We start from the raw sequence: 22,686 nt of genomic DNA on the forward strand, positions 1-22,686 counted from the left end.
GCACTCCCGCTCCCGCGACCCCGTCCTCGGGTGCACCTGGACCGCGGATCCGGCGCCCGAGCCCATCGCCAGGCCTCCGACGCGAGTGTTTAATGGTGGCTTGACCTCCTGACCGCCGTCGTCACCCTCGCGAAAGGTCTCCATGAACGCCCTGAACCTCCTCGGCTCCACCGACCTGCTGAACCTGCGCCCCGGCGACCCCAACATGCCCGGCGCCCGCCGAGCCCCGGAGAAGAAGGCGGAGTTCCCCATGCTGTGTCCCCAGCAGGCCGTCATCTTCGACATGGACGGGGTGGTCACCGACACCGCCTCGGTGCACGCCGCCGCCTGGAAGCAGCTGTTCGACGCGATCCTGGCCGATCCCCGCCTGGAGCCGGCCGAGGGCCGCAGCGCCGAGGATATCGACCGTCGGGAGTTCTCCGTCTCGCGGGACTACCGGGCCCACGTGGACGGGCGCGCCCGCGAGGACGGGGTGCGCCAGCTGCTGGCCTCCCGCGGGGCCGCCCTGCCCGAGGGCGCCGAGGGCGATGCCCCCGGCGCCTGGACCGTGCACGGGCAGGCCGCCCTGAAGAACGACTACTTCCAGGCCCAGCTGGATGAGCACGGCGTGGAGACCTTCCGCGGCACCGTGGACTTCGCCCGCCGCGTGAAGGAGGGCGGCACCGGCATCGCCCTGGTCACCGCCTCCCGCAACTCCCGCACCGTGCTGGCCGCGGCCGGGCTGGAGGGCCTCTTCCCCATCATCATCGACGGCGGCTACGCCCTGGAGCACGGCATCCCCGGCAAGCCCGCCCCGGACATGTTCCTGGCCGCCGCCCGCGCCCTGGAGGTGGACCCCGCCGACGCCGTGGTCATCGAGGATGCGGTCTCCGGGGTGCAGGCCGGCAAGGCCGGTGGCTTCGGGCTGGTCGTCGGGATCAACCGGCACGGGGACCGGGCCGATCTGGAGGAGGCCGGGGCCGACGTCGTGCACAACGACGTCGCCGAGCTGGACCTCGGCCTGGACCGCACCGACTCCTGGAAGCTGATCTACCGCGGCTTCGACCCCAAGCACGAGGCCCACCGCGAGGCCCTGCTGACCCTGGCCAACGGGTACATGGGGGTGCGCGGGGCCCGCCCCGAGCACGGGGACGACGGGATCCACTACCCCGGCACCTACGTCGCCGGGATCTTCAACCGGGTGGTCTCGCACATCAACGGCCGGGACCTGGAGCACGAGTCCATGGTCAACCTGCCCAACTTCGAGGTGCTCGACGTCCGCCTTCGCGACGGGGACTGGTGGTCCGAGGGCGGGCTGCGCATCCTGGATGAGACCACCGAGCTGGACATGCGCCACGGTGTACTCTCCCGCAGCGCACTCCTGGAGGAGGTGCTGCGCGAGGAGGACCGCGACGGCGCGCGGACTCCCCGCCGCCTGCGCGTGCACCAGCGTCGACTGGTCTCCATGGCCAGCCGGCACCTGTCCGCGATGGAGACCAAGGTGGAGCCGGTGGGCTGGTCCGGACGCATCCACGTGCGCACCGGCATCGATCCCACCGTGACCAACAACAACGTCGCCGAGTACCGGGAGCTGAACCGGCACCACCTGGTGGCCCGCGCCTCCACGACGCTGCCGGACGAGACCCTCATCTGCGTGGTCTCCACCAACCAGTCCGACCACCAGATCTCCATCGCCCAGCGCACCCAGATCAACGCCGCCTCGGATATCCGGGTGGAGCGGGAGATCCGCCCCGGCAACGTGGAGATGCGCCACTTCCACGTCAACGGCCACGACGGCGAGCCGGTGGTCTTCGACACGACCACCGCCGTCGTGACCTCCCGGGATTCCGCGATCGCCTCCGCCACCCTCGGCTCGGTGGAGGCCCTGAACCGCACCGCGATCGGCTTCGAGGCGCTCTACGGTCCGCACACCGCAACCTGGTCCCGGCTGTGGTCCCGCTTCGCCGTGGACATCGACGCGGATGTGAAGACCATGCTGGCCCTGCGGCTGCACATCTTCCACATCGTGCAGACCCTCGGCCCCAACATGGAGCTGGCCGACGCCGGGGTCACCGCGCGCGGGCTGCACGGGGAGGGGTACCGCGGGCACATCTTCTGGGATGAGATCTTCATCCTCCCGGTCATCACCATGCGCCTGCCCTTCGTCACCAAGTCCCTGCTGGCCTACCGCTCCGCACGACTGCCGGCCGCCCGCCACAAGGCCCGGGAGTTCGGCGCCGAGGGCGCGATGTTCCCCTGGCAGTCCGGCTCGGACGGGCGCGAGGAGACCCCGGTGGAGCTGTACAACCCACACTCGGAGCGGTGGATGCCGGACAACTCCTGGCGGCAGTTCCACGTGGGCCTGGCCATCGCGTTCAACGCCTGGCAGTACTACCAGGCCACCCGGGACGACTCCTGGCTCTCCCACGAGGGCGCGGAGCTGATGATCGAGATCGCCCGGTTCTTCACCTCCATCACCACCTGGGATGAGCAGGATCAGCGCTACCACATCGAGGGCGCGATGGGCCCGGACGAGTACCACGACGGCTACCCCGGCTCCGTCAACGGCGGGGGTGTGAAGGACAACGCCTACACCAACGTCCTGGCGGCCTGGCTCTACCGGCACGTGGTGCACCTGCCGGAGGTGCTGCCGGAGCACCTGGCCGATCGGACCCTGGCCGCCAACCAGGTCACCGAGTCCGAGACCGAGCGGTGGAAGCACATGTCCACCCGCATGGCCGTGCCGTTCAACGAGAACGGGACCATCAGCCAGTTCGACGGCTACGACGACCTCGCCGAGATCGACTGGGACCATTACCGCCGCAAGTACGGCAACATCGGGCGGATGGATCTGATCCTGGAGTCCGAGGGGGATGCGACCAACAACTACAAGCTGTCCAAGCAGGCGGACACGCTGATGCTGATCTACCTGTTCGGCCAGTCCGGGCTGCAGGATGAGCTCGCGGCCCTCGGCTACGACGTCTCCCTGGCCCGCATCGAGGACACGGTGCGCTACTACCTGCCGCGCACCTCCAACGGCTCGACGCTCTCCCGGGTGGTCACCGCCTCGATCCTCGCGCAGATCGACCGCCGCAACTCCTGGTCCACCTATCAGGATGCGCTGGTCGCGGACCTGGACGACACCCAGGGCGGCACCACCCAGGAGGGGATCCACCTGGGGGCCATGTGCGGGACCCTGGACGTGATCCAGCGGGCCTACGCCGGGCTTCGGGTGCACGAAGACTGCGTCAGCCTGGAGCCGTCCATGCCGGAGCAGCTGAAGTCCGTGGGCTTCGAGGTGCAGTACCGGGGCCAGCTGCTGGACGTGTACATCGACGGCACCTTCATGCGCATCACCGCCCGCTCCACCCGGGCCCAGCCGGTGCGCGTGGTGGTCGGCGAGCAGGAGACGGTGCTGGCCGGCGGGCAGTCCGCCGAGTTCCCGCTCGGCCGAGCCTGACCGAGAGCAGCGGAACGGCCGCGGCCCCCTTCGGAGGAGGCCGCGGCCGTTCCGTCTCCGACGTCGACTACGGCCGGTGCCCGTCGGGGATGCTCAGTCCCCGGCGCGCCGCCGCAGGATAGCCGCCAGCAGCGCCCCGGAGACGTTGTGCCACACCGAGAACACCGCTCCCGGCAGGGCGGCCTCGGGGGTGAGGTAGGTCTTGGCCAGGGAGGTGGCCAATCCGGAGTTCTGCATGCCGACCTCGATCGCGGTGGTGCGCCGGGAGGGCGCCGGCAGCCGCAGGGCCGCGGCCGCGGCGTAGCCCAGCAGGTAGCCCAGGCCGTTGTGCAGCACGACCGCCAGCAGCACCAGCGCACCCGCGGAGACGATGGCCCCCGCGGAGCCGGCGACGACGATCGCTACAATCACGGAGATCGCCGCGACCGAGATCCACGGCAGCGCCGGGGTGACGGCCAGCACCAGCCGCGGCAGCAGCCAGCGCACGAGCAGCCCGGCCAGGACCGGGATCAGCACCACCTGCAGGATCGAGACCATCATCGCGGTGCCGTTCACGCTCATGTACTCCCCCGCCAGCCACAGGCACAGCAGCGGCGTCAGGAACGGCGCGATCAGGGTGGACACCGAGGTCATCGCCACGGACAGCGCCACGTCCCCGCGCGCCAGGTAGGAGACCACGTTCGACGCCGTGCCGCCGGGGCAGCAGCCCACGAGGATCACCCCGGCCGCCAGGGCCGGCGGCAGCTGCAGCGCCGCGGCGATCCCGGCGCCGAGCAGCGGCATGATGAGGAACTGCGCGATCACTCCGATGAGAACCGGCACCGGGCGGCGGGCGATGAGCGCGAAGTCCGGCCAGGACAGGGTCAGGCCCATGCCGAACATGATGACCCCGAGCAGCGGGCTGATCGCCGGGGACCACGCGGCGAACGCGCCTGGCGCGAGGAAGCCGAGCACCCCCGCCCCGAGGATCAGCAACGGGAACACGGTCACGGCCCGCCGGGCGCTGCGCTCCTCCGCGGCGGATTCCGCGGTGCGCTCGGCGGGGTCGGATGCTGCCGGTGCCATCAGTGGAAGAAGTGCCGGGAGCCGGTCAGGTACATGGTCACCCCGGCGGTCTTGGCGGCCTCGATGACCTCCTCATCCCGGATGGACCCGCCGGGCTGCACGACGGCGCGCACCCCGGCGTCGAGCAGCACCTGCAGCCCGTCGGCGAAGGGGAAGAAGGCGTCCGAGGCGGCCACCGCGCCGCGGGCCCGCTCGGCGCCGTCGGCCCCGAGGGTGTTGGCCCGCTCCACGGACAGCCGGCAGGAGTCCACCCGGTTGACCTGCCCCATGCCGATGCCGACGGCCGCGCCGTCCTCGGCCAGCAGGATCGCGTTGGACTTCGCCGCGCGCAGGGCCTTCCAGGCGAAGGCCAGGTCCCGCAGGGTCTGCTCGTCGGCGGCCTCCCCGGCGGCCAGGGTCCAGGTGCTCGGGTCATCCCCGTCGGCCTGGAGCCGGTCCGACTCCTGGAACAGGGCGCCGCCGGAGACCTGCCGGTACTCGACGGCCCCGCGGGCGAAGCCCTCCGGCAGCCGGAGGATGCGCAGGTTCTTCTTGGTCTGCAGCAGCTCGAGGGCCTCGGGGGCGTAGGACGGGGCGATCACGACCTCGGTGAACACGGGCTTGATCTGCTCGGCCATGCCCAGGCTCACCTCGCGGTTCGCGGCGATGACCCCGCCGTAGGCGGACAGCGGGTCGCAGGCGTGGGCCTTGCGGTGCGCGTCCGCGATGGGGTCCTCACCGGATCCCACGGCGATCCCGCACGGGTTGTTGTGCTTGATCACGGCTACGGCCGGCTCGTCGAAGTCGTAGGCGGCGCGCAGGGCGGCGTCGGCGTCCACGTAGTTGTTGTAGGACATCGCCTTCCCGCCCAGCTGCTCGGCCTGGGCGATGCCCGGCTCGGCGGCCGGATCCGCGTACAGGGCGGCCTTCTGGTGCGGGTTCTCGCCGTAGCGCAGGGACTCGGAGCGCTCGAAGCCCAGCCCGGCGTAGGGCGGCCAGAAGTTGGCCTCGGGATCCTGCAGGAACTGCTGCTGGGTCCAGGTGGCCACGGCGGTGTCGTAGGCGGCGGTGTGGGCGAAGGCCCCGGCGGCCAGGCGGCGACGGGCGGCCAGGTCGAAGCCGCCCTGCTCGGCCGCGCGCACGGCGTCGTCGTAGTGGGCGGGGTCCGTCACCACGGCGACGGCGTGGTGGTTCTTGGCCGCGGCGCGCACCATCGAGGGACCGCCGATGTCGATCTTCTCGATGATCTCATCCGCCCCGGCCCCGGAGGCCACGGTGTCCTGGAAGGGGTAGAGGTTCACGACGACGAGGTCGAAGGGCTCGACCCCGAGCTGCTCGAGCTGATCCACGTGCTCCTGCTTGCGCCGGTCCGCGAGGATCCCGGCGTGGATGCGCGGGTGGAGGGTCTTGACCCGGCCCTCCAGGCACTCGGGGAACCCGGTGATCCAGGAGACCTCGGTGACCGGGACCCCGGCCTCGCGGATCACCCCGGCGGTGGAGCCGGTGGAGACCAGCGACACCCCGGCGGCGTGCAGGCCGCGGGCCAGCTCGGGCAGGCCGGTCTTGTCGTAGACGGAGATGAGGGCTCGACGCAGCGGGATCCGGTCCAGGTCGATGAGGGTCACGGAAGGATGCTCCCTTGGGAAGTCGGAGATGGTGGCGCGCACGGCGCGAAGACCCTTCCAGTGTAAGGGGCGTCGCACTCGGGCGTGCCAGCGCCCGCCGCCTCAGGCGCGGGCGGCCAGCTCCCGCAGGGTGCGCACCAGGAGAGGACGCTCCTGCTCCTTGATCCGCTCGTGCAGGCTCTGCTCGGTGTCCCCCTCCAGCACCGGCACCGCGGCCTGGGCGAGGATCGGGCCGGTGTCCACCCCGGAATCCACCAGGTGCACGGTGACGCCGGTGATCTTCACCCCGTGGGCCAGGGCGTCGCGCACCCCGTGGGCCCCGGGGAAGGAGGGCAGCAGCGCCGGGTGGGTGTTGACGATGCGCCGCTCGAAGCGCGCGACCAGCTGCGCATCGACGATGCGCATGAATCCGGCGAACAGCAGCAGGTCCGGGGCGTAGGAGGCGAGCTTCTCCTCCAGGGCCCGGTTCCAGGCAGGGCGGTCCGGGAAGTCCCGGGGCGCCAGCACGAACGTCTCGATGCCGGCCTCGCGGGCGCGCTCCAGCCCCCGGCACTCCTGATCCGCGCCGACGGCGGCCACCTGCACCGGCAGCTCGCCGCGGGCGACGGCGTCCAGGACGGACTGCAGATTGGTGCCGGAGCCGGAGACCATGACCACGATGCGCATGGCTCCCACCCTACCGAGGCGCGACCGGGCGCGCGGGCCAGCGGGTAGCCTGGTGGGCATGTCTGCCGCCCCTCCGCCTCAGGACCCTCAGCCCACCCAGCAGCCGCCCCGGCGTCCGGACAGGCCCCTGGGAGAGGACGAGCGGGCGCGCGCGGCCGAGTCCCTCCTGTACCGCTCACGGGCGGGTCTGCTCCTGGCGGTCATCGGGTTCTGCCTGAGCACCTTCGCGGGACGCTCCTGGGGCGGGTGGGCCCTGGCCGGGGCCGGGCTGGCCTTCCTAGGTGCCGCCGTCGCCTGCATCATGACCCTGGTGGCGCTGAAGCGGGTCGGCGCCCGCCCCTTCTCCTACGTGCTGACCAGCCTGTCCCTCGCGCTGGTCCTGTGGTTCGCGGTGAGCATGGCCGCGAACCTCCTGCTGTGGGGCGCGGCCGAGGACTACCGGGAGTGCGTGCGCACGAGCCTGACCATCTCCTCCTCCGGGCAGTGCCAGGAGCGCCTCACGGACGGGATCGAGCGGACCCTCACCGGCCGCTGAGGCGACGCCGACGCGGCCGACGCACCACCACGCGCGGCTCCTCGCGCTCCCTCTGCACCTCACGTTCTTCCGCCTGCTCGAGCTCCTCCTGATGCTCTTCCGGGCGCTCGGACTCGTCGGCCTCCGGGGCCTGGGCCTTAGCGTTGGGCTTATCGTCCCCCTTCGCGGCGGACCAGGGCGTCTGGGCCCCGGCGCCGGAGCGCCACTGCGGGATGAACAGCTCCTCCGCCGCATCGACCTCGGCCGGCTTCTGCTCGGTGGACTCGACCTCGGGCTTCACCGGGCGCTTCGCCTCGTGCCCCGCGGCCCCGGGCGCCGCGCGACGCAGGCGCTGCAGGGCGCTGAGCCCCCGCTCAGACTCCTGCTCGGACCGGGGCTCGGGCCGCTGCTCGGACCCGGGCTCGGCCCGGTCCGGCTTCCCCGCGGGGCGCTCTCCCGCGGAGTCGGTCCCCGCGGAGTCCTGCTCCTCGTCCCGTTCCGATGCGGCGTCGTCTCGCGCCCCGTCGTCGCCCGCGGCGTCGCTCGTCCGCACCCCGCTCGTCGGTTCCGCGCCCGTCTGCTGCCCGCTCGGACCCTCGGTGCTCACGGCGTTCTCGCCGGAGGTCTCCACCTTCCGGTTCGCCACGGCCTCGGCCCCCGCGGCCTGCGGAGAGCGATTCCGGCGGGAAGCGCGCCGGGTCCGCTTCCGTGCGGGGGCCGCGCCCTGTCCGCCCCGGGCGGCATCGCGCTCGAACCAGGGGGACACCACCCGCCCGATCACCGCGCCGATCGCCACGGTCACCGCACTCCAGCAGAACATCGCCCCCGGGTGGGGACCCACGACGGCGAAGGGCCCAGCCCCCAGCCCCCCGCGGGCGAGCACGACCAGCAGCGTCGCACCAGCCCCGGTCAGCGCCCCCAGGACGACGGCGAACACCGCCCCGGACAGGATCGCACCGAGCACGCGGGAGCCGATGCGCAGGGAGAACCAGTCATCCACGTGATCCTCCCCGGCGCGCAGGAACCACCACGCGGCCAGCGCCCCGGCCAGCACCGGCAGCACCAGCACCGCGAAGGAGTAGGGGCCGGTGGCGGTGGGCATCGCCGCGAACACCGGGAGGGCGGGCAGCGCCGGTCCGTCGGCGACCGCCGGGGAGAACAGCGTCCCCTCCCCCAGGCTGAAGCCCGCCCCCACGGACCAGGCCGTGGCGCAGAGGATGAGGTTGGGCAGCAGCGCCAGCTGCAGCAGGAACAGGGTCAGATCCCCGGTGAGCCCGGCGTGCAGGGCCTGGTAGGCCGCGATGATCCCCTGCCAGTGCGCGAAGACGCTGATCCCGGTCAGCAGGGCCCCGCCTGCCACCAGGCCGATCAGACCCACGCCGGCGGCCCGCAGCACGGACAGCGCGTAGGCCCCCGCCCACCGGGTGTACTGGCTGTAGCGCTGGGCCAGCCCCTCTGGGGCGAGCCCGATCAGCCGCAGCCAGGAGCCGGACTCCCGGTGCCCGCCCCACACCATGCCCAGCAGCGGCACCCACAGCGGCACCAGGGCCGAGGCGAGCACGGGGGCGCGCAGCGTCGTCGTGCCGGTCAGCACGGCCACCGCCGCACCGACCCCGGCGTAGGCCACCAGCCCGCCGAGCACCGGCTTCCAGAACTCGCCCTCCCAGGAGGCCCGGGCCAGGCGGGCCCCGGCGCGCCGAGCGATCAGCAGCAGCACCAGCGTGAGCCCCAGGGGCAGCAGATGCGCGGTACCCGTCAGTCCCGCGGCCCGCCCGGTGGCCGGCACGTCCAGCTGCAGTCCGACGCCGTGCGCGCCCAGCCACACCTGCCCGATCGCCGCGGCCAGCGCGGGCAGGCCGCCGGGTCCGTCCAGGGAGAACCAGCCGATCAGCAGCAGCACGGCCACGACGGCCAGACCCGCCAGGGCGGCAACGAGGATCTCGACGGCGCCCTGCAGCCACAGCGGCATGGGCAGCGTCCGGGGAAGGGAGAAACGGCGCGGGGTCATCATCGCTGTTCATCATCCCACGCCGAGCCGCGGGCTCCCCGTGAGGGTTCACGCTCCGTTCCCCGCAGCGTCACCGGCCCGCATCCCGCGGGGCGCAGACCGGTGGTGCACTGGACCCATGAGGATCATGATCGCCGCCGAATCGTTCCTGCCCCACCTGTCCGGGGTGACCACCTCCGTGCTGCGCAGCGCGGAGCAGCTGATCCAGCGCGGGCACGAGGTCTCCATCCTGGCCCCGGAGACCGGACCCGGGGAGCAGACGCCGCAGCACCCCGTGCCCGGCGCCGTCTGCCTGCGGGTGCCCTCCCTGCCGGTGGCCGGCTACCCGGGGCTGCGCGTGGCCCCTGGACCCGTCGCCCCAGTGCGGCGCCTGATCGCCCGGCACCACCCGGACATCGTGCACGCATCCTCCCCGTTCCTGCTGGGCGCCCGGGCGGTCACCGCGGCCCGGGACCTGGGCATCCCGTGCGCGGCGGTGTACCAGACCGACGTCTCCGCCTACGCCCGCCGCTATCGCCTGCCCTGGCTGGCCCGCGCAGCGGACCGGCGGCTGGCCGCGATCCACGGGCAGGCGGATCTGACCTTGACCCCCTCCAGGGCCTCCGAGGACTACCTGCGGGACCTGGGGGTGCCCCGGATCCTGCGCTGGGGACGCGGAGTGGACACGGCCCTGTTCCGCCCTGAACGGGCCGAGGGGGCGCTGCGGGCGCGGATCGGGGCGGGTCCGGAGGAGCTGCTGGTCGGCTACGTCGGTCGGCTGGCCCCGGAGAAGCAGGTGGAGGATCTGCGAGTGCTGCAGTCCCTGCCCGGGGTGCGCCTGGTGGTGGTCGGGGACGGCCCGGAGCGGGCGCGCCTGGAGCACACCCTGCACCGGGCCAGCTTCCTCGGGCGCCTGGAGGGCGAGGAGCTGGCGCGCACCGTGGCGGAGCTGGACGTGTTCACCCACCCCGGGGAGTCGGAGACCTTCGGGCAGACCCTGCAGGAGGCGATGGCCGCAGGCACCCCGGTGGTGGCCGTGGGCTGCGGCGGGCCGGCGGACATCGTCGAGCACGGGCGCACGGGGCCGCTCTACCCGCCGGGACACCTGGACCGGCTGCGCGAGCACGTGCAGCGGTTGGAGGACCCGGGCCTGCGGGCGCAGTTCGCCGTCGCCGGGCGGGAGGCGATGACGCCGAGGTCCTGGTCCGCGCTGACGGACCGGCTGCTGGAGCACTACGCGCTGGCGCGGCAGTTCCACCGGGCGGACGGTCTGCGCCGGTGGGCGGCCGGAAGGGTTCAGTCCTCCGCGGGGTCCAGGGCCTCCACACCCCAGGCGCGGTAGGCGGCGGCCTGCGCGGAGACCACGGTGAGCCCGTGCACGCGGGCGGTGGCCGCCAGCAGCCCGTGCACGCCGTCCTCGGGACCGGCGGTCTCCCCCGGGGCCTCGCTCGGCTCCTCGTCGTCGGCTACGCTGCGCAGCCCGGCCGGCCCGGCGGGCAGGGGGCGGGCGGCCCACGCCCGGGCGACGGCATCGTCCACGGGCAGCAGGTGGCCGCGGAACCGCTCGGCCAGCTCATCCAGCCAGCGATCCGTCTCCGGGCCGGGGAAGCGGGCGGCCAGCTCCCCTAGGCTGAGCACGGAGACGTAGAGGACGCGGTGGGCCCGGCGCCGCAGGAACGCGACGACGGCCCGGTCCGGGGCGCTTCCGCGCAGCTGCGCGAGGATCCCGGAATCCAGCAGCAGGCCCGTACCGGGCCGGCTCATGCCGCCCGGTCGGCGGCCGCGGAGGCGCTGCCGCTGCTGGTGGCCAGGAGGAAGTTCAGGAACTCGCTGCGGGCGGAGTCCACCCGGGCGTAGTCGGTGATGCTCATGGCCCGGTATCCCCCGCGGGCGGGAACGGCGGCGGAGAAGTCGAGGCGGGTGGGAGAGGTGACGGTCATGGCCATCGCGCGGAGAGCGCATCCTTTCGGTGCTCTTGCCCGTACCGGTCAACATGCCGCCGTGGCGGCGAATACGGGCCGCTTCGTCATCCGAGCCACCCTTGAACATGGGGTTGGCGCTCAACCGAGTCGGAGCTTGGCAGTTGAGTCTCTTGAAGCTGGCACCAGCATAACCCGCCCGGGCGGGCCTGCCAAGACCCTTCTTCACGCCTCTTCCCGGTCCCGTCGGCCGCGCCGAGCGCCGACTAGATTGGATCCCATGCCCTCCTACCCCGCCGAGCAGATCCCGGTGACCGTGGCGCAGATCCTGCACGCCGTCGGCCACAACGCCTTCGCGCGGGGCGAGCGCTACTACCGGGCGGGCCAGGTGCTCCAGGCCCACTACGACGCCGCGGAGCTGACCTTCACCAGCCGGGTCGCCGGGGGCTCCACCCGGCCCTATTCCCAGTCGGTGGTCTTCCCCCGCACCCGCGTCCCGCATGCCGCGCCGTTCCAGTCCTTCTGCTCCTGCCCGGTGCGCACCGGCTGCAAGCACGTGGTCGCGGCCCTGCTGGGCTGGTTCCACGAGGGCGGCTGGGCCGAGCCCGCGGAGAACCTCCCCGTGCGCTCGACGGCCGGCACCGAGACGGAGCATTTCGCGGCAACCGGTTCCGCGGCGGCCCGTTCATCGGCGACCGACGCCGGCTCGGCGCCCGGCCTCCCCGGCCCCGACGCCTCCGGCTCGGCCTCCGCGCGGCGGGACTCGCAGGCGGGGTCCGGGGCCGAGGATCGGGCCGCGACCATCCAGCGGCTGCGCGCGGCCATCGGCGGCATCGACGGCGGCACCGGGGCCCCGGCCGCGTCGCCCGCCGTATCGCCTGCCCCGGCATCGGCATCATCATCGAATGGCGGCGCACCCGGCGCCGCCCGGGGCGGCGACGACGTCGTCGAGACGCAGGACCCGGGCGCGGGCCCCTTCGCGGCGCGCGCGGACGCCCCGCAGGTGCGCGATTCCTGGCGCCGCCACGTCGCCCGCGCGCTGCAGTCCCAGAGCATGGACCTGCGGTCGCGCGTGACCCGCTCCCCCGGCGCCCTGGACCTGCACCTGGAGGTCCCGACCCGCTACGGCCTGGGTCGAGGCGATGCCGCGACCCCCGCGCCGATCCGGCTCAGCGCCCGGCCGCTGATGCTGGGCACCCGCGGCCGGTGGATCAAGGGCGGGCTGACCTGGTCCCAGTTCACCGGCCCCCCGGGCGGCACGCAGCTGCTCAGCGAGCACGAGGCCTGGTTTCGGGAGCTGGGCGCCGTGCTCTCCCCGGATCAGAACCCCTACGCCTCCACCCACGACACCATGCAGCTGGACCCGGTGGCCTCCCCGCTGCTGTGGGACCTGCTGGACCGGGCCGCGGACCTCGGCATCGCCATCGTGGTGGACGGGCGTGCCGTCTCGGTAGGCCTGGCCCCGGAGGCCCGGCTCGGACTGCACGTGGCCGACGCCGAGGACGGCGCCCTGCGGCTGATCCCCGCCCTGCTGGTGCCCCGCTCCCCGGAGGAGGCGGAGGACGACGCCGCCCCGGAGGCCTGGCGGGTGCCGACCGACGGACTGTTCCCCCTGGGCCCGGCCCACCGGCCCCAGGCCTACGTGGCCCTGGGCGGGGCGCTGCACCGCGCCTACGAGCAGGAGGCCCGCCGCTCCGGGGCGTGGTCCGCGATCCGCCCGTCCCCGCTGCCGCAGCTGGCCGCGCAGGTCCCGCAAGAGCAGTGGGTCGTGGAGGAGACGGAGCTGCTGTTCCTCCCGCTGGCAGCACCCCCGACCCCGCTGGCCACCTCCCTGAGCGCCTCCGGTCCCATGACGGTGCCGCGCGAGGAGGTCCTGGACTTCGCGGAGGGCTTCTACCCGCAGCTGGCCCGGCGCCTGCCGGTGGCCGCGGACCCGGAGGTCGCCGAGTCCCTGCCGCAGGTGCTCGAGCCGCGCCTGGTGCTGAGCGTGCGCTTCGAGGAGGATCCGCACGCCCAGCCCACCCCGGAGCAGGGCGCGGCGCGCACCGCGGATCCGCGCGCCTCGGAGAGGATCGCCCCGGCCCGATACGACTGGCACTGGTCCTACCCGCAGGCGCCCGTCCAGTGGGAGGGGCAGAAGGTGGCCCGCACCCGGGTGCCGGTCGCGGTGGCCAGCCCGGACCCGCATCGGGAGCTGCGGGATGCGGAGACGGAGCAGGACGTGCTCACCCGGCTGCGTCGGGCGCTGCCCGAGACCCCGCTGGAGGCCGGGCGCACCAGCGGCTGGCAGACCCGGGATCTGGTCCAGCGGATCATCCCGGCCGCCCGCGACCTGGACGGGGTGGACGTGGAGCTCACCGGGGAGGTGCCGCAGTTCCGGGCTCTGGACGAGGACCCGACGATCACGGTCTCCGTGGAGTCCACCGGGGATCGCGACTGGTTCGGCCTGGGCGTGACCATCCGGGCCGGGCAGTGGTACGTGCCCTTCGCCGACGTCTTCCGCGCCCTGGACGCCGGGCAGAAGCACCTGATGCTCGGGGACGGCAGCTACTTCCGGCTGGACCGGCCCGAATTCCTGCGGCTGCGGGAGCTGATCGGGGAGGCCCGGCAGATGGCGGACCCGGAGACGCCGCTGCGCATCTCCCGGCACCAGGCGGGGCTGTGGGAGGACCTGGAGGAGCTCGCCGCGGACACCGAGGTGACCCGGACCTGGCGGGAATCCGTGGAGGCCCTGCTGCGTCTGGAGGAGATCCCTGCGCCGCCGCTGCCGCGGGGCCTGCGCGCCCGGCTGCGCCCGTACCAGGAGGAGGGCTACCGGTGGCTGAGCTTCCTGCGCGAGCACGGCCTCGGCGGGATCCTCGCCGATGACATGGGCCTGGGCAAGACGGTCCAGACCCTCGCGATGATCTGCCGCGCCTTCGAGCTGCACGACGCCGCGGCGGCGGAAGGCGGGGCGCGACCGCGCTTCCTCGTCGTCGCCCCGACCTCTGTGGCGCCCAACTGGGCCCGGGAGATCGAGCGCTTCGCCCCGCACCTGAGCTGCGCGGTGCTCACCTCCTCCAGCGCCAAGGCCAAGAGCTCGGTGCCGGAGCGGGCCGCCGGGGCCGACGTCGTCGTGACCTCCTATGCGCTGCTGCGCCTGGACCCGGAGGAGTACACGGACCTGGGGCTGAGCGGACTGGTGCTGGACGAGGCCCAGTTCCTGAAGAACCCGCGGACCAAGGCCCACCGGATCGCCAGGGATCTGCCGGTGCCGTTCAAGCTGGTGGTCACGGGCACGCCGATGGAGAACGACCTCATGGAGCTGTGGGCGATGTTCTCGATCGTCGCCCCGGGGCTGTTCCCCTCCGCCCGGGACTTCCGGGACATGTACGCCAAGCCGATCTCCTCCGGGGAGGACCCGCAGGCGCTGCCGCGGCTGCGGCGCCGGATCCGCCCGCTGATGCTGCGCCGCTCCAAGGAGCTGGTGGCCGCGGATCTGCCGGAGAAGCAGGAGCACCGGGTGGACATCGCCCTGACCCCGGAGCACCGTCGGATCTACGAGACCCGGCTGCAGCGGGAGCGGCAGAAGATCCTGGGGCTGCTGCAGGACATGGACCGGAACCGGTTCACGATCTTCCAGTCCCTGACCATGCTGCGCCGCCTGGCCCTGTCCGCCTCCCTGGTGGATGAGGCGCACGCGGGGGTCGAGTCCGCCAAGCTGACGTGGCTGACGGAGCAGCTGCCGGAGATCATCGCCGATGGGCACCGGGCCCTGGTGTTCAGCCAGTTCACGACCTTCCTGCACCAGATCGCCGAGGCCCTGGAGGCGGCGGGGATCTGGCACGTGTACCTGGACGGGTCCACCCGGGATCGGGCGGCGGTGCTGCGGGCCTTCGAGGAGGGCGAGGCCCCGGTGTTCCTCATCAGCCTGAAGGCCGGTGGCTTCGGGCTGAACCTCACGGAGGCGGACTACTGCTTCCTGATGGACCCCTGGTGGAATCCGGCGGCGGAGGCTCAGGCGGTGGACCGGGCGCACCGGATCGGGCAGCGGCGTCGGGTCATGGTGTACCGGCTGGTCTCCGAGGGGACGATCGAGGAGAAGGTCATGGACCTGAAGGACTCCAAGGCCGCCCTGTTCGACGCCGTGATGGACGACGGCGAGCTGTTCTCCCGCTCCCTGCGCGCCGAGGAGATCCGCGAGCTGCTCGGCGGCTGAGCCGGCGCGGGCGGCTTCCGTTCGCCCCCGCCCCGCACCGTGGGGCCGGCTTCCGGTGCGAGTTTCGTTCCGAGATGCGCCATTCGTGCTGAGATGCTGCACGGCGGGGCGCATCTCAGCACGAACAGCGCATCTCAACACGAAACCCGCACCTCACAGACCGGCCAGCATCGGCGGCGGGAACACGGGGACCCCGAGCTGGCGGGCGCGCTGCTCGAGGGCCTGCACCAGGCGCATCTCCAGTTGCTCCGGGTGCCCGACCACGTCCGCCCAGTTCGCGCGCAGGATCACCCAGCCGGCTTCCTCGATGGCCAGCTGACGCTGCCGCTCCTGATAGATCGCCTCTCCGGCGTCGCCATCACGGAAGTACTTGGCCTTGCCATCCAGCTCCAACCCGAAGCGCAGGTGCGGCCAGCCGAAGTCCAAGTACTTCCGGCCCCGATGCGTCCGCACGAGGACCTGCGGCTGCGGCATCGGCACGGCCATGCGCTGCAGGCGGATCCGTCCGAGGCTCTCCAAGACGGACTCGGAGCGCGCGTCGGCGAAGGCGAAGACGCGTCGGGCCGTGACCGAGCCGCGTCGGCGGGGGCCCTCGTCGAGCAGGCTGAGCACATCCCGGCGGGAGACGTCGCCCTTCAGGATCTGGTCGGCGATGACGACGGCGTCGTCGAAGGGCAGGCCGGTCGCGCAGTCCAGGAGGGTGCGCTCGGCGTCGGTGACCGGGAGGCGCAGCTCGAGGAGGCGGCGATGTTCGAGGATCCCCGGCGCCCGGTGGACCCGCACCCGGGGGTCCGCGCAGGCGATCCGCTGCTCGGCGCTGATGTGGACGGCGTCCGGCAGGTGGAGCAGGGAGAGGTCGCGGAACAGGGCGGCCGAGGTGTGCGAGAAGACGAACGGCGTCCTCGCCCGCGCCAGGTACGCCAGGTGCACGCCGAGGCACTTCTGCCGTTCGGTGAGTTCCTCCCACCGGCGGCGCTGGATGTAGCAGCCGCGCAGAACGCGCGTCCATTCGCTGCCGCCACCCCGGCTGGGACGCGGGTCGGGATGGCCGAGCCGACGCACCTGCTCGGGGGTCAGCAGCTCGCGGTGGTGGAGGTCTGGGACGGTGTTCACGGGTTCAGCTTGCCGTTCCAGCTCGCCGACGACGCCGCCCGTCCGCGCTTCCCGGCCCCTTTTCGAGAACAGTCCCCCCACATCCACTCGCCTCATCCACAGATCCGGAAACCTCCTCGCACCCGACGCCGCCCGCGCGCCCTCCCCTGCACCCGAGGCCCCTCGCCGATCACCGCCCACACCGGACCCGCACCCGCTGAGATACCGGGTTTGTGCTGAGATACCAGGTTCGTGCTGAGATGCTGCACGACGTGCCGCACCTCAGCACCAACCCCACACCTCAACACGAAAGCCGCACCTCAGCACCCAACGGTTGCACCTCAGCGGCACAGCACCCCCGCCCATCGTCGGGTGGGGTGGGCGGATCGGGGCGGATAGGTTAGCCTGGATCATCGATCGATGATCAGCGTGCTGATGGACTGAGGCGCTGGTCATCTGCGCTGTCCGGGGCGGATCCCGCGCCGCTCGACCCGTCCCGGTCCTGCCCGCACCGCCACCGGCCGGTGCGCACCCCTCGCTCCCGACCCCAGGAACCCATGGCCTCCTCCGACGGAACCTCCGAGCACACATCCCGCGACGACGCCGCCGCACCCAACACCGGCGCCACCAGAACCACCCCCGCCGAACCACCCACCATCACCGACAGCGTGCCGCACCAGCACGCGCCCGCCCGGGTGAACTGGCGAGTCTTCGGCGGGGCCGCCATCGGCGTGCTGATCATCTCCATCTGGGGTCTGGCCGATCCGGAGTCGATGGGTGAGGTGATCGGCGCCGTCGTCGGGTGGGTCTCCCGGCACTTCGGCTGGTTCTACATCCTCACCGGCACCGTGGTCCTGGCGTTCATCGCGATCGTCGCGTTCTCCAAGCAGGGCTCGGTGCGCCTGGGCCCGGACCATTCCCGCCCGCAGTTCTCCCTGTTCTCGTGGGCGGCCATGCTCTTCGCCGCCGGCATCGGGGCGGACCTGATGTTCTACTCCGTGCTGGAGCCGGTCACCCAGTACTACACGCAACCCTCCGGCGGCACCGAGTCCGCAGAGGCCGCCCGGCAGGCGGTCGTGTGGACCCTGTTCCACTACGGACTGACCGGCTGGGGCATGTACTCCCTGATGGGCATGGCCTTCGGCTACTTCGCGTACCGGTTCAACCTGCCGCTGTCCATCCGCTCGGCCCTGTACCCGATCATCGGCAAGCGGATCAAGGGCGCGGCCGGCGACGCCGTGGACATCTCGGCGCTGCTGGGCACGATCTTCGGGGTGGCCACCTCGCTGGGCATCGGCGTCGTGCAGATCAACTACGGGCTGCAGTTCCTGTTCGGGGTGCCCAACTCCGTGGGGGTCCAGGCCGGGCTGATCGCGGTCTCCGTGGTCCTGGCGATCGCCTCGGCGGTGTCCGGGGTGGACAAGGGCATCCGGCGGCTGTCCGAGCTGAACATCTTCCTCGCCGTCGCGCTGATGCTGTACGTGCTGTTCCTCGGGGACACGGACTTCCTGCTCAACGCGCTGGTCATGAACGTGGGCGACTACCTCTCCCAGTTCCCAGGGATGACCATGGACACGATGGCCTATGACCACCCCGAGGAGTGGATGAACTCCTGGACCCTGTTCTTCTGGGCCTGGTGGGTCGCGTGGTCCCCGTTCGTGGGGCTGTTCCTGGCGCGGATCTCCCGCGGGCGCACCATCCGCCAGTTCGTGGTGGGCACCATGACCATCCCGTTCGTGTTCATCCTGACCTGGATCTCCATCTTCGGGAACTCGGCCCTGGGGATCATCGACCAGGACGGGGACACCGACTTCGGCCAGACCCTGATGGGCACCCCGGAGCGGGCCTTCTACGATCTGCTGGCCCAGTACCCGGGGGCCACCGCAGCGGCGGCCGTGGCGACCTTCACCGGGCTGCTGTTCTACGTGACCAGCGCGGACTCCGGGGCCCTGGTGATGTCCAACTTCGCCTCGACCATCGAGGACCCGACGAAGGACGGGCCCAAGTGGATGCGCATCTTCTGGGCGATCGCCACCGGTCTGCTGACCCTGGCGATGATGGTGGTCGGCGGGATCCCGACCCTGCAGTCGGCGACGATCGTGTTCGGCCTGCCCTTCGCGATCGTGATGTACCTGGTGATGTACGGGCTGTGGAAGGCGCTGCGGGTGGAGCGGGCCGCGATGGACTCCCAGGAGGCCGCCCGGGCGGGGGTGCGCGCCGCCAACCGTGCCGCCGCGATCCAGCCGACCGAGCACACCCGGAACTGGCGCCAGCGCCTGGTCCGCTCGGTGTCCTACCCGGGCCAGGCCGCGACCCGCCGCTACCTCTCCCAGACGGCGGAGCCCGCGCTGGAGGAGGTCTGCCAGGCGCTGCGCGAGGAGCACGTGCAGGCCGCGGTGGAGCACGGGCACGATCCCGTCACGGATCTGCCGTATGTGAGCCTGGTGGAGCACCTGGACGGGGAGCGGGACTTCCTGTACCAGATCTACCCGGTGGCCTGCCCGACGCCGTCGTACCTGCTGGTCTCGCCGCAGTCGGAGGACTCCTACTACCGGCTGGAGCCGTTCTCCCAGACCGGTTCGCGCGGATACGACGTGTACGGCTTCACGAAGGAGCAGCTGATCCACGACGTGCTGGACAACCATGAGCGGCACCTGGAGTTCATCCGCCTGTCCACCCCCACCCAGGACGACGCCGGGGCCACCGTGATCACCGGCGCCCCCACCGGCGCCATGGACTGGACCGTGGACTTCCAGGACCCGGAGGAGGACTCCTCTGCCGGTGACCCCAACCACACCCCGGAAGAATCCGACCGCACCGCGCGTTGACACCACCGGAGCATGACTGTGACCGGATTCGAGCAGGCGCCGCGTCGCACCGGCGTCGAGGAAGGACTGAGTGTGAGCAGCACGCTGTACATCGACGGAGCCTGGGTCCCGACTGAGGACGGCGGGACCCGAACCATCACCTGCCCCGCGGACGGCACCGAGGTCGGCGTCGTCGCGGAGGCCACCGCAAAGGACACCGAGAAGGCGATCGCCGCGGCGCGGCGGGCCTTCGACGAGAACGCCTGGGATGTGAGCGCCCCGGAGCGCGGGGACTTCCTGCTGGCCGTGGCCGCGCAGCTGCGCGAGCGCAAGGACGAGTTCGCCCGCGCCGAGTCCCTGGACACCGGCAAGCGCCTGGTGGAGTCCGGCTACGACATGGACGACATCGCCGCCTGCTTCCAGTACTTCGGGAAGATCGCCGGGCAGGACGCCGGGCGCGTGGTCGACGCCGGGGACCCGTCCGTGGCCTCCAAGGTGGTGCACGAGCCGGTGGGCGTGTGCGGGATGATCACCCCGTGGAACTACCCGCTGCTGCAGGTGGCCTGGAAGGTGGCCCCGGCGCTGGCCGCGGGCAACACCTTCGTGCTCAAGCCCGCGGAGCTGACCCCGCACACCGCGATCCTGCTGATGGATGTGCTGGACAAGCTGGGGCTGCCGGCCGGGGTGGCCAACCTGGTGCTGGGCGCCGGGGCCGAGGCCGGGGCGCCGCTGTCCACCCACCCGGACGTGGACCTGGTCTCCTTCACCGGCGGCCTGGTCACCGGCCGGAAGATCGCCGAGTCCGCGGCGGCCACCGTGAAGAAGGTGGCCCTGGAGCTGGGCGGGAAGAACCCCAACGTGATCTTCGCCGACGCGGACTTCGACGCCGCGGTGGACAACGCCCTGAACGGCGCGTTCGTGCACTCCGGGCAGGTCTGCTCGGCCGGCGCGCGCATCGTCGTCGAGGAGTCCATCGCCCAGCGGTTCACGGACGAGCTGGTGCGCCGGGCGAAGGACATCCGCCTGGGCGGGCCCTTCGACGACGACGCCGAGACCGGGGCCCTGATCTCCGAGGCGCACCTGCAGAAGGTCACCGCCTACGTGGACAAGGCCCGCGAGGAGGGCGCGAGCATCCTGTGCGGCGGAAAGCGCGCCACCGAGGGCGAGCTGTCGAAGGGCTGGTTCTACGAGCCCACCGTGATCGCGGACGTGGCCCGCGGGTCCAACGCGGTGACCGAGGAGGCCTTCGGGCCGGTGGTCACCGTGGAGACCTTCCGGGATGAGGCCGAGGCGGTGGCGATCGCCAATGACACGATCTACGGCCTGGCCGGGGCCGTGTGGACCTCCGACGCCGGGAAGGCGGAGCGGGTCGCGGCGAAGCTGCATCACGGCACCATCTGGATCAACGACTTCCACCCGTACCTGCCGCAGGCCGAGTGGGGCGGGATGAAGCAGTCCGGCATCGGCCGGGAGCTGGGCCTGGCGGGTCTGGGCGAGTACGTGGAGACCAAGCACATCTACCAGAACACCGCCCCGGCCGTGACCGGCTGGTTCCAGGACCGGAGGTAACCGCGCGGCGCGGGTGCGCCCCCCGAGGGGCGCACCCGCATCCTGGGCATCGAGATCAGAAGAGGCGGCGAGCGCACCGAGCGGTTCCCCCCCCCCACCCACCGACCCCCCACCACAGGAGGATCCATGGCTGAAGAACAGGTTTTCGACTACATCGTCGTCGGCGGCGGTTCGTCCGGCGCGGCCGCGGCGGCCCGGCTGTCGGAGAAGAACCCGCGGGCGCAGGTCGCGCTGATCGAGGCGGGCCCGGATGACGCCGGGATCGACGAGGTGCTGCAGCTGAACCGCTGGATGGAGCTGCTGGAGTCCGGCTACGACTGGGACTACCCGGTGGAGGAGCAGGAGCACGGCAACTCCTTCATGCGCATGGCCCGGGCGAAGGTCATGGGCGGGTGCTCCTCGCACAACTCCTGCATCGCCTTCTGGGCCCCGGCCGAGGATCTGGATGACTGGGAGCGCCGCTTCGGCGCGACCGGCTGGAACGCGGAGACGGGTTTCCGCCTGTTCCGCCAGCTGGAGACCAATGAGGACGCCGGCGCCGAGGGTGGGGAGCACCACGGCGATTCCGGTCCGGTGCACCTGATGAACGTCCCGGCTTCGGATCCGTGCGGGGTCGCGGTGCTGGACGCCTGCGAGCAGGCCGGCATCCCCCGGGTGCGGTTCAACTCCGGGAAGACCGTGACCAACGGGGCGAGCTTCTTCCAGATCAACCGGCAGGCCGACGGCACCCGCGCGTCGTCGTCGGTGTCCTACATCCACCCGATCCGGGACCGGGAGAACTTCCACCTGATCACCGACACCCAGGTCAAGCGGGTCCTGTTCGATGGGGACAAGCGCGCCGTGGGCGTGGAGGTGGTGGACAACGCCTTCGCGGTGGCCAAGACCATCTGGGCCCGCAAGGAGGTCGTGCTCTCGGCGGGGGCGATCGACTCCCCGAAGCTGCTGATGCTCTCCGGGATCGGCCCGGCCGAGCACCTGCGCGAGGTGGGCGTGGACGTGCTGGTGGACTCCCCCGGCGTCGGCTCCCACCTGCAGGATCACCCGGAGGCGGTAATCCAGTGGGAGGCGAAGAAGCCGATGGTCCAGGATTCCACCCAGTGGTGGGAGCTCGGGATCTTCACGGAGCTGGACGTGCCCTTCGAGGATGAGTTCCCGGGGCGGCCGAACTTCATGATGCACTACGGCTCGGTGAACTTCGACATGCACACCCTGCGCCAGGGGTACCCGACGGGGGACAACGTGTTCTGCCTGACCCCGAACGTCCCGCACGCCCGCTCCCGCGGCACGGTGCGCCTGCGCTCCCTGGACTTCCGGGACAAGCCGAAGTTCGATCCGAAGTACTTCACCGACGATGAGGGCTACGACATGGCGATCATGGTCGCGGGCATCCGCAAGGCCCGCGAGATCGCCTCCCAGCCGGCCCTGGCCGAGTGGAAGGGCCGCGAACTGTTCCCGGGCGAGGACGTGCAGACGGATGAGGAGATCGCCGAGTACGTCGCGAAGACCCACAACACCGTGTACCACCCGGTGGGCACGGTGCGCATGGGCGCGGATGACGACGTCGACTCCCCGCTGGATGCCCGGCTGCGGGTCAAGGGAGTGTCCGGCCTGCGGGTCGCGGACGCCTCCGTGATGCCGGAGATCACTGCGGTGAACCCGAACATCACCTGCTTCATGATCGGCGAGCGCGCCGCGGAGCTGATCACCGAGGACGCCTGAGCCTCACCGCCCGTCGGCCCGACCCGACGCCCCATCGACGGCCCCGTCGCGCCCCGCGCGGCGGGGCCGTCGGCCGGGGGCCGCGCGGCCGGGCCGGCGCCGGGGGG

General features: G+C 72.2%; 14 protein-coding genes and 1 riboswitch. Of the genes, 7 read left to right on the forward strand and 7 right to left on the reverse strand.

Annotated elements, in window-relative coordinates; translation table 11 throughout:
* Positions 1–142 precede the first annotated feature (142 nt).
* Positions 143–3,439 carry a beta-phosphoglucomutase family hydrolase gene (locus NQ707_RS04170; RefSeq protein ID WP_404434932.1) on the forward strand — a complete coding sequence of 1,099 codons (3,297 nt, stop codon included), beginning with the start codon at positions 143–145 and terminating at the stop codon, positions 3,437–3,439.
* A gap of 93 nt (positions 3,440–3,532) precedes the next feature.
* On the opposite strand, the gene NQ707_RS04175 is transcribed toward NQ707_RS04170, so the two are convergent.
* The 3 genes from NQ707_RS04175 to purN form a co-directional block, all read right to left on the reverse strand.
* Entirely contained in the window at positions 3,533–4,504 is a 972-nt protein-coding gene (locus NQ707_RS04175) for a bile acid:sodium symporter family protein (protein ID WP_404434933.1), read from the reverse strand.
* On the reverse strand, positions 4,504–6,108 hold the full coding sequence (gene purH / locus NQ707_RS04180) for a bifunctional phosphoribosylaminoimidazolecarboxamide formyltransferase/IMP cyclohydrolase (protein ID WP_404434940.1): 1,605 nt from the start codon (positions 6,106–6,108) through the stop codon (positions 4,504–4,506). Before purH ends, NQ707_RS04175 begins: the two co-directional genes overlap by 1 nt.
* A 102-nt stretch (positions 6,109–6,210) precedes the next feature.
* Complete coding sequence (gene purN / locus NQ707_RS04185; protein WP_081046391.1) at positions 6,211–6,774, reverse strand: phosphoribosylglycinamide formyltransferase; 564 nt, start codon at positions 6,772–6,774, stop codon at positions 6,211–6,213.
* Between the two features lie 58 nt (positions 6,775–6,832).
* Here purN and NQ707_RS04190 point away from each other — a divergent pair, with 58 nt between their 5' ends.
* Positions 6,833–7,309: a hypothetical protein gene (locus NQ707_RS04190; RefSeq protein ID WP_061225800.1), complete on the forward strand. Its 477-nt coding sequence runs from the start codon at positions 6,833–6,835 to the stop codon at positions 7,307–7,309.
* Here the strand turns inward: NQ707_RS04190 and NQ707_RS04195 are convergent.
* Entirely contained in the window at positions 7,296–9,299 is a 2,004-nt protein-coding gene (locus NQ707_RS04195) for a DUF6350 family protein (RefSeq protein ID WP_058743633.1), read from the reverse strand. The genes NQ707_RS04190 and NQ707_RS04195 overlap by 14 nt on opposite strands.
* Before the next feature lie 124 nt (positions 9,300–9,423).
* On the opposite strand from NQ707_RS04195, the gene NQ707_RS04200 reads away from it, so the two are divergent.
* Entirely contained in the window at positions 9,424–10,617 is a 1,194-nt protein-coding gene (locus NQ707_RS04200; protein WP_231377049.1) for a glycosyltransferase family 1 protein, read from the forward strand.
* Here the strand turns inward: NQ707_RS04200 and NQ707_RS04205 are convergent.
* Together NQ707_RS04205 and NQ707_RS04210 are read right to left on the reverse strand one after the other, a co-directional pair.
* Complete coding sequence (locus NQ707_RS04205; RefSeq protein WP_055684281.1) at positions 10,572–11,039, reverse strand: hypothetical protein; 468 nt, start codon at positions 11,037–11,039, stop codon at positions 10,572–10,574. The two genes, NQ707_RS04200 and NQ707_RS04205, sit on opposite strands and share 46 nt — an antisense overlap.
* A complete protein-coding gene (locus tag NQ707_RS04210; protein WP_055684280.1) occupies positions 11,036–11,221 on the reverse strand; it encodes a hypothetical protein in 186 nt (61 codons plus the stop codon). Before NQ707_RS04210 ends, NQ707_RS04205 begins: the two co-directional genes overlap by 4 nt.
* Positions 11,222–11,241: 20 nt before the next feature.
* Positions 11,242–11,373: riboswitch (SAM riboswitch) on the reverse strand.
* A gap of 101 nt (positions 11,374–11,474) precedes the next feature.
* On the opposite strand from NQ707_RS04210, the gene NQ707_RS04215 reads away from it, so the two are divergent.
* Positions 11,475–15,392 (forward strand): SNF2-related protein, encoded by a 3,918-nt coding sequence (locus tag NQ707_RS04215; protein WP_404434934.1) that lies wholly within the window; start codon positions 11,475–11,477, stop codon positions 15,390–15,392.
* Between the two features lie 153 nt (positions 15,393–15,545).
* Here the strand turns inward: NQ707_RS04215 and NQ707_RS04220 are convergent, their stop codons facing one another.
* Positions 15,546–16,505, reverse strand: a complete 960-nt coding sequence (locus NQ707_RS04220) for a hypothetical protein (protein ID WP_404434935.1) — start codon at positions 16,503–16,505, stop codon at positions 15,546–15,548.
* A gap of 536 nt (positions 16,506–17,041) precedes the next feature.
* Here NQ707_RS04220 and betT point away from each other — a divergent pair.
* From betT to NQ707_RS04235, 3 genes are all read left to right on the forward strand, one after another.
* Positions 17,042–19,312 (forward strand): choline BCCT transporter BetT, encoded by a 2,271-nt coding sequence (betT, locus tag NQ707_RS04225; RefSeq protein WP_081047748.1) that lies wholly within the window; start codon positions 17,042–17,044, stop codon positions 19,310–19,312.
* 72 nt (positions 19,313–19,384) lie between these two features.
* A complete protein-coding gene (locus NQ707_RS04230; protein ID WP_404434936.1) occupies positions 19,385–20,860 on the forward strand; it encodes an aldehyde dehydrogenase family protein in 1,476 nt (491 codons plus the stop codon).
* A 126-nt stretch (positions 20,861–20,986) separates the two neighbouring features.
* Positions 20,987–22,579, forward strand: coding sequence for a GMC family oxidoreductase (locus NQ707_RS04235; protein WP_404434937.1), 1,593 nt, complete (start codon positions 20,987–20,989; stop codon positions 22,577–22,579).
* Positions 22,580–22,686: the final 107 nt, after the last annotated feature.

The sequence above is a fragment of the Rothia sp. BD8 genome (assembly GCF_044878465.1).
Taxonomy (GTDB): domain Bacteria; phylum Actinomycetota; class Actinomycetes; order Actinomycetales; family Micrococcaceae; genus Rothia; species Rothia kristinae.

Bases quoted from the DNA above. Each gene is read 5' to 3' on its own strand.
- NQ707_RS04210 (WP_055684280.1), bottom strand. From the start codon at position 11,221: ATGGCCATGACCGTCACCTCTCCCACCCGCCTCGACTTCTCCGCCGCC.
- NQ707_RS04170 (WP_404434932.1), top strand. From the start codon at position 143: ATGAACGCCCTGAACCTCCTCGGCTCCACCGACCTGCTGAACCTGCGC.
- NQ707_RS04175 (WP_404434933.1), bottom strand. From the start codon at position 4,504: ATGGCACCGGCAGCATCCGACCCCGCCGAGCGCACCGCGGAATCCGCC.
- NQ707_RS04205 (WP_055684281.1), bottom strand. From the start codon at position 11,039: ATGAGCCGGCCCGGTACGGGCCTGCTGCTGGATTCCGGGATCCTCGCG.
- NQ707_RS04190 (WP_061225800.1), top strand. From the start codon at position 6,833: ATGTCTGCCGCCCCTCCGCCTCAGGACCCTCAGCCCACCCAGCAGCCG.
- NQ707_RS04200 (WP_231377049.1), top strand. From the start codon at position 9,424: ATGATCGCCGCCGAATCGTTCCTGCCCCACCTGTCCGGGGTGACCACC.
- NQ707_RS04215 (WP_404434934.1), top strand. From the start codon at position 11,475: ATGCCCTCCTACCCCGCCGAGCAGATCCCGGTGACCGTGGCGCAGATC.
- purN (WP_081046391.1), bottom strand. From the start codon at position 6,774: ATGCGCATCGTGGTCATGGTCTCCGGCTCCGGCACCAATCTGCAGTCC.
- NQ707_RS04195 (WP_058743633.1), bottom strand. From the start codon at position 9,299: ATGATGACCCCGCGCCGTTTCTCCCTTCCCCGGACGCTGCCCATGCCG.
- betT (WP_081047748.1), top strand. From the start codon at position 17,042: ATGGCCTCCTCCGACGGAACCTCCGAGCACACATCCCGCGACGACGCC.
- NQ707_RS04235 (WP_404434937.1), top strand. From the start codon at position 20,987: ATGGCTGAAGAACAGGTTTTCGACTACATCGTCGTCGGCGGCGGTTCG.